The organism is Klebsiella sp. JN_Kp121, assembly GCF_040062145.1.
Lineage (GTDB): Bacteria > Pseudomonadota > Gammaproteobacteria > Enterobacterales > Enterobacteriaceae > Klebsiella > Klebsiella aerogenes.
Genome location: NZ_JBEAHX010000012.1, coordinates 15,407 through 31,016, shown reverse-complemented (window position 1 = coordinate 31,016; position 15,610 = coordinate 15,407). Strand labels below are relative to the sequence as shown.

Genomic DNA, 15,610 nt, shown 5'->3' with positions numbered 1-15,610 from the left:
TCACGTCCTGCTGCTGATTCGCGCCGTCGCGGATAACCGCCGATAACTCGATCCCGGCTCACTAGCCGAGATCTTTACTCAGGCTGGAATTTTAGCCAGCAACTCATTTACTTTTTCAGTATCTTCAGGATGTAACTGAATATACTTTTCACAGGCCAGACGGACATATTTAAAGCCTACAAATTCAGGAACTATAAGTTCTCCGTCCCATACCCCAAACATTATGCCCTCAAAATGACATTCTGGATCAGGGTCTTCAAAATCAGGGAATGAACAATATGTTTCGTTAACACCGCAGCCTATTTTATTTATAAGATACGGTAACATCCATATGAATTTACCCTGTAGATACATTGAATTAAAATAATCCCGAACAACCCATTCAGGATCGTTTTCATAATCTATGTTCTCAAAAATATATTCGTTCATTATTTAGTCACCGGATGAAAATTTTCTACCATTCCTGTCTTTTTATCCAAATAAACTTGGAATTTTATCCCGCCGGCGGTTGCCGTATATTCTCGTTGTCCAGATGCAATAGCTGCTTTGTAACCACTACTTGCAGCTTGCTGCCCCAATTCTAACATTTTTTGGTCAGTAAAGATCTTAGGGTCATAGATTGTTTTGGTAAATATTTTATCCTTATAACCTGTAATATTACCGGCGCGATCGTAAGCGGGTATTTTATATTGAACCTCAGTAATACCCTTCACGCTGCTTTGAGTTTCACCGACAATTTTCACATTTTTCTCACTTACTGTTGAATAGAAAGCATCAGCATTATGACCACCTGTAATACCTTTCTGTTGATTGTATTTTACAACAGAACCCATATGTTCCAGTTGGTCAATTTTAAAACTAATTCCAGATGGATAAGAGGTGTTCTTCGCAACAACCAAAAACGCCTTAGCTGCTACATATTGTACTAACTTCGCTTCACTGGTCGGCACGCCACTTGCCAAGATTTCCGCAGCTCGTTGCGGCGTCATTTCCCCATCCGCCGCCAACGCACTCACCGGAACCCCAAAGAATTCTGCCCAGGCAATCATCAGGCCTTTAGCTGCATTCTGTCCGTCCGGTATCTGTCCCTGTGAGTTCTTGATCAGCGCCGCCGTGAGTTCTTCTGGTGTGGCACCATTCTGGAGCATATGAACGCCGAGCGACTGCTGGGATAAACCCATGTCAGCCATGCCTTTACCGAAATCAATCGGACTCAAAGCATTATTCTCCACCGCGTTCTTCCCGGCCTGCGCACCCGCCACCGCATCCGCGCTGCTGCCTCCGCTAAGCCCCCCCATCAGTCCCGCCGCCAGCGTACTCAGCGCGCTTATCGTCGACTTCTGCTCATCCGACAGCTCTTCTGTCTTAACACCCGGATAATATTCCGCCGCTATCCAGCGCCCCAGCAGCTCGCCGCTCACCGCGCCTGCCGCTCCCGCCAGCGCGCTGTTATTTCCCGATGCCGCCGCTATCGCTCCCCACACCGCATGCGCCATCGCATTGGCTTCCACATTCACCTTACCCGTCGCGCTGTCCGTCGTCTGGCTGTGAATGATTTCCGCCACATACGGGCTCACTGCGCCACTCGCCGCCTGCGCCAGGTTACCCCCCGCCAGACCCTGCATCGCCGCCGTTACCGCCTGCGCCACCTTCTGGTACTTTCCGCCCGTATCGTAGTCCGCCGTCGCCGTCCGGCTCACCTGCGCGCTGATTTGTTCCTCGCTCGGACTGCCATTCCCTCCCGCTACCAGCTTCGCCCGCGCCGCTGCCCGCGCCGCCGGGTCGCTCTGCGCCGCCTGCGCGTTCAGCTTGCCCTGCGTCACCAGCACATCACTCACCTGGCGCCCGATTTCACCTATCTTCTGCGCCGTCGCCAGACGGTTCTGCTCTTTCTCCTTATCAAATATCGGACTCAGCGTCTGGTTCGCATGCGCCGCATCCCGGCTTAACCCCGTCACGTCCTGCTGCTGATTCGCGCCGTCGCGGATAACGATACTGCCCTCGCTCACCGCCGCCCGCGTCAGCGAACTGTCGCTGCCGCTGCCGTTCGCCCCCATCAGCAGACCGCTGGCCGCATTCCCAAGGAACTGCCCCGCCACGCTACCGCTCGTGCTCACCCCCGCGCTCTGCTGCTCCACGCTGTACTCGGCATAGTTTTTAATATCCCGGAAACCCAGCGTCCCGGTATCCAGCCGGTTCAGCTCCGCCGCCGCCGTGCTCGCCAGCACGCTGCCGTTCAGCTGCGTATGCCCGCCCACCTTCACATCAAAACCGCCCTCGCCGGCAAAAATCCCCGTCTGCGCCTCCACCGACGCCCAGGTGCTGTGCATTTTGCTCTGGCTCAGGTTAAGAGACCCCGAACCGCCGCCCATGCTGCCGCTCGCCCCCACGCTGCCGCTACGCTGCTTCGAATCGTAGTTATCGCTGTCCTGCTCGCTGCTCAGCGTCAGGTTACGCCCGACATCCATTGTCACCTGATGGCCGCTCACCTGCGCCCCGGTCAGCGTCGTATCGCGACCGCTGACGATAGTCACCCGCTCACCGGCGCTGAGGGTCGTTTCGTTATGCGTCAGGCTGTTGCCCTTCTCGTGGCCCTTCCCGGCGTTGGCGCTGGCGCTGACCGTCAGCCCGTTCGCGCCCTGACCGAAGTTAATACCGACGCCAAACGAACTCCCATGGCTCTCGTTTTTACCGCTCAGGGTGCTGGCGTTCTCCGCAGAGAATAAATTCACATCGCGCGCGGCATTGAGCAACGCGCTGCCGCCGGCCTGCAGCTGGCTGCCCTCAACGTTGATATCCGTCTCCGTGGCGATAATGCTGAGATTGTTGCCGGCCATCAGGCTGCTGCCGCGGCTGGTGTTCTGCGTTTGTCGCTGAGTGGATTTCGAGGACTGGCTACCCCAGGAAAGGTTGATCCCTATCATGCTCTCCGAACTGGAATCCGCAGTCTGCATCTGCGATGCCTGATACGCCTGTACGCCCGATAATGCCGACTGCAGCCCGCTCAGCGCGGCGAGACGGCCATTGCTCTCGGTGCTGGCCTGGTTGGCGCTGGAAACCGCGGTATTAATGGCGCTGCCCACCATCCCGGATAACGCCAGCGTCAGGCCGCTGGTTTTCTGCTCCACGGTATGGGTCTGGGTGCTCTGGTTTTCCGCTGCCAGAATATTCACGGTTTTACCGGTCAACGCCATATTGTTGCCGGCCACCAGGTCAGATCCCTGAACCGTCAATACATTACCGGCGCTCAGTCTAAGGTTGCCCTGTGAGCTTCCGACGGTACTGGCGGCGCTACTCAACGCCGTCGTCACATCGGTGGCTTTCAGCGACGAACTGCCGACGCTGAAGCCAACGCCGCCGGTGCCGGAAAAGCCGCTATGTTTCTCTTTACGTAGATGGTTTTCCTGGCGACGCTCCTCGGCGGTGGTGATGGTCAGGTTACGCCCCGCCACAAGGTTGACGTCCTGGGTGCCGGCAACACTGCTGCCGGACACCAGCAGGTCGCGCCCGGCCTGCATCACAATACTGTCACCGCTAAAATTGCTGCCGATGGCGTTCTGCGCCCACACTTCATCGTGAGTGGTGAGCGAGCGGCGAGCCAGCAGGCCGCTGCTGCTTTGATGGCTGTTTTCCGTCAGGTGCCATGAGGACTCGCCGCTGCTGAGGTTAATATCATTGCCGGCGGCAACCGTCAGGCTGCTGGTCGCCGTCACGCTGGCGGCGCGGGCATTCATATCGTGGCCGGCGGACAGCGCCACCGCGCCGCCGTTAATTTGCGTGCCGATATCGCTACGCTGGGTCAAGGAACGATCGTTGCCTTTCCCCCAGCTTCCGCTTTCGCTATGGGTGGTGGCGAGCGTCTGCAGGTTGAGATCGTTGCCGGCGATAATCTGCGTCTGGCTGCCCGCCGCGCTGTTACTCACCATACTTGCCGTCAGATTAATGTTATGTAACGCCTGCAGCCCCAGCTGGCCGTTTTCATTCTGGACATAAATCCCCGCAGGCCGATCGAGGCTGATGTTACCTGGGCCGCCGCCGAGGGTGCTGGCGCTGTTGATATCACGCCCGGCTTGCGCGATCAGGCTATCGCCGCCTTGCAGCGTTCCGCCAATATTGTTGATATCAGTACGCGCGTTTAGCGTAAGCTGGTTGCCGCCGATATAGCCGCTGTTATGAATGTTTTCCGCGGTTAGCTGGGTCACGCCGCGGCTGTGGATGTGCCCGCTGTTGGTCACATCACGGCTCACGCTGAATGCCACGTTTTCACCGCCAAGCAACGCGCCGCTGCCATCGAGATCGCCCGCTTTAACCCGCGCGTAAACCTGCGGCACCAGCACCTGCTGCACGGAGCCATCCGTTAGCGTGACCTCTCTGGCGACCAGCCAGACCATATCGCTGGTCAGCAGCGCCATCTGCGCTGGCGTCAGCGCCACCCCGACCATCAGGTTGTACTGTTTGGCGAAGGCGACGCCCGCGTCCATCAGCGCCCGGTACTGCTCTTCATCGTTACTGTAGCCCTGCAGGTAGCGCCCGCCGCTCAGCTTAACGATCTGCTCACGCACCAGCCGCTGTTCGTAATAGCCGTCGCCAAGCCGCTTCATCGCCTGATCAACGCCCAGCTGATTTTGCATGTAGTCGCTGGCGAGCCACGCTTTACCGTTGGTAAAACGCGGATCGGTTTCCACCAGATAGCCTGCTTTAGCCTGCGGATCGATCTGATACAGACTGCTGACAGAAAGCCGGGTATCCGGCGTGACGACGCGAATAACCGTTCCGTCAGCGTTAACCGGCGTCACTTCCACCTGTCGTCCGGCGGGTATTTCGCCTGTTTCATCGGCGCGATCGCGCGGATTAATCACACCGCTATGGCCATCAATTTGGGTATTGCCCTGCCACTCCATGGTTTGCAAATCGATGGTCTGAACCGTCGGCGTCGGTTCATATTCGCTGCTTTTTTTCCCCTGGCTGGTTTTGGTGCCGCCAAACGGGCGGCTGGTCTTTTTCTCATACCAACGGGTCTGGGTGCCGACGTCGGTGGTCACCCGTTTGCCGGTCGTGGCGACGTTGTTTAGTTCGCCAATCACGCCACCGAGCGCTCCTCCGGCGATAATCTGGCTATCGTAGTTATTCAGCTTATCGCTGTTGATGATGAGCCGGCCGCCGGAGAGGATTTTGCCAGGATCGCTTTCCACCACCTGCGTTTCCACAACGGTACGCTGGTACTGGTATTCATAGAACTCATCGCCGCGGCTACCGTCCGGCATGATGGCGTCGTGAACGCCATATTTGTTTTTATAGCTGGTATCGACCAGCGACCAGTCGAAGCGCTGTACCGATCCTTTCAGCGCCGCTTCATGGCGCCATGACTGCTCGACCACCACATCTTTCGTCACCAGATGATCGTTGTAGTTATTGATTTGTTGGATATCGAGCGCCATATCACCGGCGGACTCAAGCGTTGCGCTGTGGTTATTAAACACTCCCGCCCGGCCGCTGAGCGAACCGTCTTCAGCAAGCTGACCGCCAATGGCGAGCGTACCGTCGCTGTAGATTAGCGCGTGATCCTGGTTATTGAGCGTGCCGACGCCCATTGCCAGCGATGCCCGTGCGGCAATCGTCGCCGCCACGCCGTTCTCCGCGGCGTTAGTCAGCGTTGCCGCCTGCAGCGCGACGGCGTCGCCGTACAGGCGCCCGCTGCCGATATTGGTTAACGTCGTGGCGACAATATGGGTTAAACCACCGTCAATCAGCCCCCGGTTGACCAACTCGCCGTTGACCGTCAAATGGTTCTCGCCAGCGCTGATTTCACCTTCCTGACGGTTATCCAGCTTCGCCGCATAGAGATTGAGCGCCCGGCCGGCGCTGATAACCCCCTGATTAATCAGCCCCAGCCCGGAAAGATTCCACTGCAGGTTGCCGTTGGCGATGACCCTCCCGGCGTTATGAAACGCCTGACGCAACGTGAGCGACATATCGCCCTGAGAGAGCGCCTCGCCATCGCCGCTGAGGGAATCGGCATCGAGGCTAAGTTTGCTCGCGGCAAGTAACGTTCCGCCCGTATTAGCCAACGCCAGGTTGACGCCTGCTATTTCCAGAGCGGCGGCGGAGACGATCTGCCCCTGCCGGTTATCCAGCCCCCGGTTGTGAATGGTGATGTTGAGATTACCGCCGGACTGCAGTTCTCCCTGCCGGTTATCAACGGTGGCGCTCTGAATACCCAGGGCATCAAAGGCGGTAATAGTGCCCTGCTGGTTATCCAGTAAACCGCTCGTCGTCAGGTTGACGCTGCCCCGCTGCGCCGTGCCTATCTGCCCGTGACGATTATTAAGATTTTCAGCCTGGAGTTGGATATCGCCGCTGGCGATGATATTCCCCTGCGAGTTATCCACCCCATGGCGCGCAGTGAGCTGAATGTCGCCCTGCGCCGCGCTGATTTTTCCGCCATGGTTGGTAAGATTGTCGGCGTCAAGCTTGATATTGCCATTTGCGGCAAGAACGCCTTCGCGGTTATCCAGCCCTCCTTCAGCGCTCATGGCCAGGTCGCCCTGCGCCGCAATCACTTGCCCCTGCTGGTTCCGAAGGCTGGCCACTTGTAGAGAAAGGCTGCCGCCAGCAACGATATTCCCTTGCGAATTTTCCAGCTCGTGACGCGTAGTGAGCTGAGCATTGCCCTGCGTCGTGCTGATTTTACCGCTGCGATTATTAATGTTATCGGAGTGCAAAACGATATTGCCGTTAGCGGCAATAGTGCCTTCGCCATTGTCCAGCGCGCCTTCGCTGGTAATAGACATGCCGCCGCTGCCGGTATGCAGCAGCGTTCCGTTTTGATTGAGCAACTGGCTGGTGCTGAGCGTCAAAGCATGGCTGTTGCTGGCAATCTCACCGCCGCGGTTATCCAATCCCGCACGAAAATCAAGGCGTAGATCGTCCTCGCCCATCTGCTGGATTACGCCCTGTTGGTTATCCAGCGCCATTGCTTTCAGCTCAAGCTGGCTGGCCGTCAACAGGCCACTGTGGTTGTTGAGTTTGCCGCTGGTGGCCAACTGGAGTTTTTCGCTGGCCGCCACCACCGCATCTCGGGTGGTGATATCGCCGGACGCGGCGCTGACCACGATCCGCGCCCCCGAGGTTCGACTGTTATCAAGATCCACCGTCCTGCCCTGCGCCGTCAGCGTTCCTGCCGCCATATTGCGGCCATTCAGCGCCAGCGAGCTCTGGCTATTCAGCGTCAGCGCGCCGCTGCTGGCGGTAGAACCATCGCTATTTAATCCGGCGGCGAGCGTACTGTTTTGCGCGCTACGCAAAGCGTTGGCGGCAATCCGCGTATCGCCTTGCGCGGCGATCATGCCGTCATTGGTTAGCGTCGCGCTGGCCGTCACCACGCTATCTTTTCCGGCGTACAGCTGCCCCTGGTTGTGAAGATCGCCCTTAACGGACAGTTGTAGATTCTGCGCGGACTGAATCACGCCGCTGTTGCTGAGCGCGCCATCAGCGCTGATTGCTACATCCCCCGCCGCCGCGCCGATATTGCCGGCATTGTGAACGCCTACGCCGCGCTCGGTACCGACAAGACGAATTTTATGGGCGTACATCCCGCCCAGGGCGCTGACGTCTATCGCCACCGCTGGCGGCGCACTGCCGTCGGCTGATTTTGCCGTCGTTCGGCTGTGCGCCGCATCGATCTGATGACGCCCTGCGGTGACCTTTAGCTCCTGCGCCCAAACCCCGGCGTTGATTTTCACCGCGCGGGCGAGCAGGTCGGTACTGTCTACCGAGCTCGCATCAAGGCCGCCGCCCTGTACGATAATTTCGCCGCGATTGACATCATAACCACTAATCTGCCCGTTACCGTACTGCACCTGGCCTGTCGTCAGCGTCGCGCGGTTGGCATTGATGAACCCGCAGCCATCGCAGCTAATTCCGGCAGGGTTAGCGATAACCACCTGCGCTTTTTGTCCGGCAACCTCGATATAGCCATTCAGCCGGCTCGGATCGCGGGTATTCACCTCGTTGAGGATCACTCTGGCTTCCCCTTTCGCCAGATTCGGGTTGCCGGCGACCATCCCGGCCAGTTGGGTTGAAGTGTTAGCGTGGCTGTTATTCAGCACCACGCCGCGCCCATCGACATCAAACTGGCTGTAGACGTTGCGTGAAACGCCTGCGCCGCTCGGTGTCTGAATATTGACCTGCGGCGTGCCATTGGCGCTATTGGCGATCTGCGGTTGCTGGCCGCCGGGCGCATGGTTATCGGCGACAATCGCCGCCTGAGCCGGAGTGAGACAGGAAAAAGCGAGCAGAAAGCTAAAAGCCAGCGGCGCCAGGGAGGACGTCAGCGTCGACCCGGTTCGCGCGTCGGCGCCGGATTGCGGCGACACGCCCGCCCGATGAGAGCGGGTCGTTTCCGCCACCACCATCAGCATCCCGCGAGCCTTATTAAATACGATTCGATAAAAGCGTTTATTCATTGCCGTTACTCGTCATCCGTTGTCCACCGCGGCGCGGAAGATCGTCCATGTGCGCAGCACGCGCCGCCGGGCGGCGCGTGAGTAAAGTCAGTAGTTCCAGCTGACGCTGAAACCAAAAGTCGCCGGGTCGGTTTTAAAGCCATCTGGTTTGGCTAAAGGGATACCGGCGAACAGGTCGTAGCTGGCGCGCTGGTACTGGCCGCGCAGCCCTGCCACGCCCCCGGCGAGGTGTTTGCCCACCAGCGTTTCACTGCCTGCGCCGCCGACTTCGCCGTAATCCGCCCCCAGATAAAACTCCTGCCCCGGCAACGGAGTCGACCAGGCGATATCGTTACGTACGTACCAGCCGTGACTGGCGGTCAGGGTGCGCTCGCCGTCAAAGCCGCGTACCGTCCAGCGGTTGCCGATGGAAAACATATCCGGCGAAGTCAGCGGCGTGCTGCTCATCTGCCGCTGATAGCGGCTGGTAAAGCGAAAATTTTGCCCGCCCAGGGCAAAAGGCAAATTGAGCTGAGCATTGAATTGCAGGATTTTGCTGAGGGCGGTTGCTTCTCCCCACTGCTCTTCCGGCGCGGGCTGAGCGCCAAACCAGCGGGTACCGCGCTGATAGCTCGCTCCGGCATCGAGAGTGGCGTTGCCCAGGTAATGGCGATGCTGCAGACCAAGCTTCCAGGCCGCCGTCTGCCGCCGCTGAACGGCAATCTCGGTGTCGTTAATGAAGTTGCGCTGCTCGCGGGCTAACACATCGGCGCTAAGCGTGGTCTTCTGACTACCGCTACGGTGCAGTACGCGGCTCATCTGGAAATCAACGTTCTTGCTTTTACCGCTGTACTGGTAATCGCCGTTGGCCCCCGCCACGGTTTGCACATAATCGTACTGGCTGGCGGTTAATCCGAGCTGCCAGTAACCCAGCGGAATCGAATAGTGGCCGGTCAGGTTCTTTGAGGATTTACCGCCGTTGCCGTCGAGGTTATGTGAGCCGGAAAGGTAAAAAAGATCGCTTAAGGCTAGCGGGTTATCCAGTGACAGCGTCAGGTTCCCCTGATAGCGGCCGGTGGCATTAGAGCCGGAATCATCGAGCGAGGCGTCGACGCGCCAGAAGCGTTCCTGTCGGCGGTTAATGACAATATCGCTTTGCCCAGGCGTTTCGCCCGGAACAATTTCCATGCTGGCCTGTACCGTCGGCAGGCGCTGCAAGTTTTCCAGCCCCTGTTCAATATCGCGCAAATCCAGTAGTTTCCCGTCAGTCGCCGGAAATGCGCTCGCCAGCCACAGATAATCATCGCTGTCCTCCGTAAGCCTGGCTTCACGGATATAACCCGGCATCACCACCAGGCGTAAAACACCGCTTTTTAAATCCTGCTGCGGGGCAAGGATCCGGCTGGTGATATAACCGCGATCGATTAATATATTCTGCAACTGGGCCATCAATAGATTTATTCCCTTCCCACCCAGACAACGCCCAATCGCTTTATTTGTCTGGCGCTGGAGCGGAAGCCAATGCGGTAAGGCTTCAGCGCCCTGCAAAATAACCTGAGAAATAGCAAAGCAAGGTTGTTCCACGGGAAATAAACCATCATCGACATTTATTTCTTCCGCGGATAAATGAATATCCGGTGACGGAGGCGCGAGCTGACTTTCCAAGGCTTGCTGGCGCTGCTGCTGGTTGATGAACTGCTGCTCACGTTCGGTATCCCCAGGCGCGGCGTATCCCCACACTGGCAGCGCAGAGATAATAAAAACCTTATGAATTAAACTCCATTTATTCATTATTATTAAAGCCAAAGCCATCCATGTTGGATACAACGAAAAGTTATAACCTTTAAATACATTCAAACGTGTATAAATATCAACTCATATTAACAAGGCAATCACCGCAAAAATAATTCAGCGGGAATTTCATCAATGGCAGGCTATTTTCATCGGATCAGTGAATATATTTCAGTAACCGATGTAAAGTGTGAAGTCATTATGAAATGAGAAAAATGAGTTTAAATTGATATATTCTGACGCAGGTATGCCTCGCGACACACGACAATACCCCGTGATCTCAATCACATATTTCCCTCTTGCTCACTTCATAGCCAACCGCTTACCCCGGCTAGCGACCGCTTAACCCCGCATATAACCACTCACCGATTTACCCAACTTTACGCGCGCGGCGTTCTGGCAAGATCGGAGGCAGCCTAGCTAATCAATACCTCCACCAACCCAAACACAAAACCAGACGGCTTCGGCCAATTATTAATCTAATTAACGCCAGGTTTTACTATGGATACCAAAAAACTACTCAAGCACATACCCTGGGTGATTCTCGGAATCATCGGGGCATTTTGCCTCTCAGTCGTCGCGTTGCGCCGCGGTGAGCACGTCAGTGCCCTGTGGATCGTCGTCGCGTCGGTTTCCGTGTACCTCGTCGCCTACCGTTATTACAGCCTGTATATCGCGCAGAAGGTGATGAAGCTTGACCCAACGCGCGCGACGCCGGCGGTCATTAATAACGATGGCCTGAACTACGTGCCGACCAACCGCTACGTGCTGTTTGGCCACCACTTCGCCGCCATTGCCGGGGCCGGCCCGCTGGTTGGCCCGGTACTGGCCGCGCAGATGGGTTATCTGCCGGGCACCCTCTGGCTGCTGGCCGGTGTGGTGCTGGCGGGCGCGGTACAGGACTTCATGGTGCTGTTTATCTCCTCGCGGCGTAACGGCGCTTCGCTGGGCGAGATGATTAAACAGGAAATGGGGCCGGTACCGGGTTCTATCGCCCTGTTCGGCTGCTTCCTGATTATGATCATCATCCTCGCGGTACTGGCGCTCATCGTGGTGAAAGCGCTGGCGGAAAGCCCGTGGGGCGTCTTTACCGTCTGTTCGACGGTGCCTATCGCCCTGTTTATGGGTATCTACATGCGCTTCCTGCGTCCAGGGCGCGTGGGTGAAGTCTCGGTGATCGGTATCGTGCTGCTGGTGGCATCTATCTGGTTCGGCGGCATCATTGCCCACGACCCGTACTGGGGCCCGGCGTTGACCTTTAAAGATACCACTATCACCTTTACCCTGATTGGCTACGCGTTCATCTCCGCGCTGCTGCCGGTATGGCTGATTCTGGCGCCGCGCGATTATCTGGCCACCTTCCTGAAAATCGGCGTGATCGTCGGCCTGGCGCTGGGGATTGTTATCCTCAACCCGGACCTGAAAATGCCGGCAGTGACCCAGTACATTGATGGTACCGGCCCGCTGTGGAAAGGCGCGCTGTTCCCGTTCCTGTTTATTACCATCGCCTGCGGCGCGGTCTCCGGTTTCCACGCGCTGATCGCCTCCGGCACCACGCCGAAGCTGCTGGCCAACGAGACCGACGCCCGCTTTATCGGCTACGGCGCGATGCTGATGGAATCCTTTGTTGCAGTCATGGCGCTGGTTGCGGCCTCGATTATCGAACCGGGCCTCTACTTCGCGATGAACACCCCGCCGGCAGGCCTTGGCATCGTCATGCCAAACCTGCATGAAATGGGCGGTGAAAACGCGGCGATGATCGCAGCGCAGTTGAAAGAAGTCACCGTCCACGCGGCGGCGACCGTCAGCTCCTGGGGCTTCGTGATTTCACCTGAGCAGATCCTGCAGACGGCGAAAGATATCGGCGAACCTTCAGTCCTGAACCGCGCCGGCGGCGCGCCGACGCTGGCCGTCGGTATCGCCCATGTGTTCCATAAAATCATCCCGATGGCGGATATGGGCTTCTGGTACCACTTCGGTATCCTGTTTGAAGCGCTGTTTATCCTCACCGCGCTGGATGCGGGTACCCGCGCAGGCCGCTTTATGCTGCAGGATCTGCTGGGTAACTTCGTGCCGTTCCTGAAAAAAACCGACTCGCTGGTCGCCGGTATTATCGGTACCGCCGGCTGCGTCGGGCTGTGGGGCTACCTGCTGTATCAGGGCGTGGTCGACCCGCTGGGCGGCGTGAAGAGCCTGTGGCCGTTGTTCGGTATCTCTAACCAGATGCTGGCCGCGGTGGCGCTGGTGCTTGGCACCGTCGTGCTGGTCAAGATGCAGCGCACCAAATATATCTGGGTCACCGTTATCCCGGCTGCGTGGCTGCTGCTGTGTACCACCTGGGCGCTGGGCCTGAAGCTGTTCAGCAGCAACCCGCAGATGGAAGGCTTCTTCTTTATGGCTCAGCAGTATAAAGAGAAGATTGCCGCCGGCGGCGAGCTGACCGCACAGCAGATCGCCAACATGAACCATATCGTGGTCAACAACTACACCAACGCCGGCCTGAGCATTCTGTTCCTGGTGGTGGTGTATAGCATCATCTTCTACGGCATCAAAACCTGGCTCAATGTCCGCAACAATAAGGTGCGTACCGATAAAGAGACTCCGTACGTGCCGGTACCGGAAGGCGGCGTGAAGACCTCGTCACATCATTAATCCTGATGCCGGATAGCGCTACGCTTATCCGGCCTACAAAAAGCACATTAACGTAGGCCGGATAAGGCGCGAGTCGCCATCCGGCTTTATTCGTTATCTGGAACTTACAATGTTTGGTAACTTAGGTCAGGCAAAAAAATATCTCGGTCAGGCGGCGAAAATGCTGATCGGCATTCCGGATTACGACAACTACGTCACCCATATGCAAACCAACCATCCGGATCAGCCGTACATGACTTATGAAGAATTCTTCCGCGAACGCCAGCAGGCCCGCTACGGCGGCGACGGCAAAGGCGGCGTACGCTGCTGTTAATGGAGGCAATAATGGCACCGATTGCAGTCACCCTATTAACCGGTTTTCTCGGCGCAGGAAAAACCACCCTGTTGCGCCACATCCTTAATGAGCAGCACGGTTTCAAAATCGCCGTGATTGAAAATGAATTTGGCGAAGTTTCCGTTGACGATCAATTGATCGGCGACCGCGCCACGCAGATTAAAACCCTGACCAACGGCTGTATTTGCTGCACGCGCTCCAACGAACTGGAAGATGCCCTGCTCGATCTGCTCGACAGCCGCGATCGCGGCGAGATTGCCTTCGACCGACTGGTGATTGAATGCACCGGCATGGCCGACCCAGGGCCGATTATTCAGACCTTTTTCTCCCACGAGGTGCTTTGCGAACGCTATCTGCTGGACGGCGTGATTGCCCTGGTCGACGCCGTCCATGCCGACCAGCAGATGGATCAGTTTACCATTGCCCAGTCGCAGGTCGGCTACGCGGACCGGATTCTGTTAACCAAAACCGATGTCGCCGGCGACACCGAAAAGCTGCGTGAACGGCTGACGCGCATTAACGCGCGGGCGCCGATTTATACCGTCATCCACGGCGATATCGATTTAAGCCAGCTCTTTAATACCAGCGGTTTTATGCTGGAAGAGAAGGTTGTCAGCGCCACACCGCGCTTTCATTTTGTGGCAGAAAAACAGAACGACGTCTCGTCGATTGTGGTCGAGCTCGACTATCCGGTGGATATCAGTGAAGTTTCACGGGTGATGGAAAACCTGCTGCTCTCCTTCGCCGAACAACTGATGCGCTATAAAGGCATGCTGTGGATCGACGGCGAGCCAAATCGCCTGCTGTTCCAGGGCGTGCAGCGCCTCTACAGCGCCGACTGGGATCGCCCATGGGGCGATGAAACGCCGCACAGCACGCTGGTGTTTATCGGCATTCAACTGCCGGAAGAAGAAATCCGCGCCGCGTTTGCCGGGCTCCGTAAATAGCCGCCGCAAGGAAGAATCCCTCCCCCTATGGGAGAGGGATTCTTCATGATGGATGGTTTAGCGGCGAACGACCACCAGCTTCTGATTCACAAACTCTTTGATACCGAGGTCGGAAAGCTCACGGCCAAAGCCGGAGCGCTTCACGCCGCCAAAAGGCAGCTCCGGCGCGGTATCCGTTAACCAGTTGATATAGACCATGCCGGTTTCAATCCCCGAGGCCATACGCTTCGCCCGCTCAATGTCCTGACTAAACACCGCGCCGCCCAGGCCGTAGTGAGAGTCGTTGGCGAGCTCAATCGCCTCATCATCGTCTTTCACCACGTATATCTGCGCCACCGGGCCAAAGAACTCTTCGAAGTACGCCGGGTTCTCACGGGTAATTCCCGTCAGAATAGTGGGTTCGTAGAAATTACCTTCGCCGGAAACCGGCTTGCCGCCGAGGTGTAATTTGGCGCCATGCTTCACCGCCTCGTCGACCTGTTTACTTAAGGTTTCCAGCGCCTCTTTCGACGAGAGCGGGCCAAGGGTGGTGCTTTCATCGAGCGGATCACCGATCTTCACCTGGCGGAAGGCATCGCTAAACTTGCTCAGGAACGACTCGGCGATTTTTTCATGCAGAATGAAGCGTTTAGCGGCGGTGCAAACCTGCCCGGCGTTGTTCAGCCGCGCCTGTACGCCTATTTTCACCGCGCGTTCCAGGTCGGCATCGTCGAGTACCACAAACACATCATTGCCGCCCAGCTCCAGCGTCGCTTTCTTGATATGTTTCGCCGCCTGCGACGCCACGATGCCGCCCGCTTTTTCCGAGCCGGTCAGCGCCACCCCCTGCACCCGATCGTCAGCGATGATTTTCGCCACCTGCTCCTGAGAGATAAACAGGTTGGTCCACGCCCCTTCCGGCGCGCCAGCCTCGCGCACCAGATGCGCGAAGGTCTCGGCGCATTGCGGAACGATGCTGGCATGTTTAGCAATAACCGGATTACCGGCCGCCAGATTTGGCGCCAGCACGCGCATTAACTGGTAATAGGGGAAGTTCCACGGCTCCACCGCCATTAAGACGCCGATGGGATGGTGTTCAACCCAGGCTTCGCCAAGGTCGGAGGGATACTTCACCGGCGCCAGGAACCGTTCGGCGTTGTCGGCATAATAGCGGGCGATCTGCGCGCAGAGTTTGACCTCGCCGCGGCTCTGTTTAATGAGCTTGCCCATCTCCTGGCTGGCGATTTTCGCCAGCTCCTCCGTCCGGCTGTCGATAAGGTCGGCAAGCTTATGCAGCACCGGCAGACGCTGCGCAATATCGCCTTTCGCCCACGCAGAATGATAAAGCGCATCGGCCTGCCGCAGCGCCGCCTCCACGTCCGCATCGCTGTGTGCGGGATAGCTTTTAATAAGCTGGTTATTCGCAGGATTCACTGTCTGATAAGCCATATCGCATGTCTCCT

The 15,610-nt window shown here is 57.4% G+C and carries 7 protein-coding genes; 3 read left to right on the top strand and 4 right to left on the bottom strand.

Annotated elements, in window-relative coordinates; all coding sequences use genetic code 11:
- Nucleotides 1-78: 78 nt before the first annotated feature.
- From cdiI to ABLU86_RS16590, 3 genes are all read right to left on the bottom strand, one after another.
- Entirely contained in the window at nt 79-429 is a 351-nt protein-coding gene (cdiI, locus tag ABLU86_RS16600; protein ID WP_015704291.1) for a ribonuclease toxin immunity protein CdiI, read from the bottom strand.
- A complete protein-coding gene (locus ABLU86_RS16595; RefSeq protein ID WP_348796312.1) occupies nt 429-8,465 on the bottom strand; it encodes a hemagglutinin repeat-containing protein in 8,037 nt (2,678 codons plus the stop codon). The genes cdiI and ABLU86_RS16595 overlap by 1 nt, the downstream gene beginning before the upstream one ends.
- A gap of 87 nt (nt 8,466-8,552) precedes the next feature.
- Complete coding sequence (locus tag ABLU86_RS16590; protein ID WP_048230067.1) at nt 8,553-10,235, bottom strand: ShlB/FhaC/HecB family hemolysin secretion/activation protein; 1,683 nt, start codon at nt 10,233-10,235, stop codon at nt 8,553-8,555.
- A 501-nt stretch (nt 10,236-10,736) separates the two neighbouring features.
- Here ABLU86_RS16590 and ABLU86_RS16585 point away from each other — a divergent pair.
- The 3 genes from ABLU86_RS16585 to yjiA all read left to right on the top strand — a co-directional run bounded on the left by ABLU86_RS16585 (nt 10,737) and on the right by yjiA (nt 14,168).
- On the top strand, nt 10,737-12,887 hold the full coding sequence (locus ABLU86_RS16585; protein WP_015368441.1) for a carbon starvation CstA family protein: 2,151 nt from the start codon (nt 10,737-10,739) through the stop codon (nt 12,885-12,887).
- Between the two features lie 109 nt (nt 12,888-12,996).
- The gene (locus ABLU86_RS16580) at nt 12,997-13,200 is read left to right on the top strand and encodes a YbdD/YjiX family protein (RefSeq protein WP_002887451.1); all 204 of its coding nucleotides are present in this window, start codon (nt 12,997-12,999) and stop codon (nt 13,198-13,200) included.
- 11 nt (nt 13,201-13,211) lie between these two features.
- Nucleotides 13,212-14,168, top strand: coding sequence for a GTPase (yjiA, locus tag ABLU86_RS16575; protein ID WP_047041211.1), 957 nt, complete (start codon nt 13,212-13,214; stop codon nt 14,166-14,168).
- A 57-nt stretch (nt 14,169-14,225) separates the two neighbouring features.
- Here the strand turns inward: yjiA and ABLU86_RS16570 are convergent, their stop codons facing one another.
- Entirely contained in the window at nt 14,226-15,596 is a 1,371-nt protein-coding gene (locus tag ABLU86_RS16570) for an NAD-dependent succinate-semialdehyde dehydrogenase (protein WP_047054112.1), read from the bottom strand.
- Between the last annotated feature and the right edge of the window lie 14 nt (nt 15,597-15,610).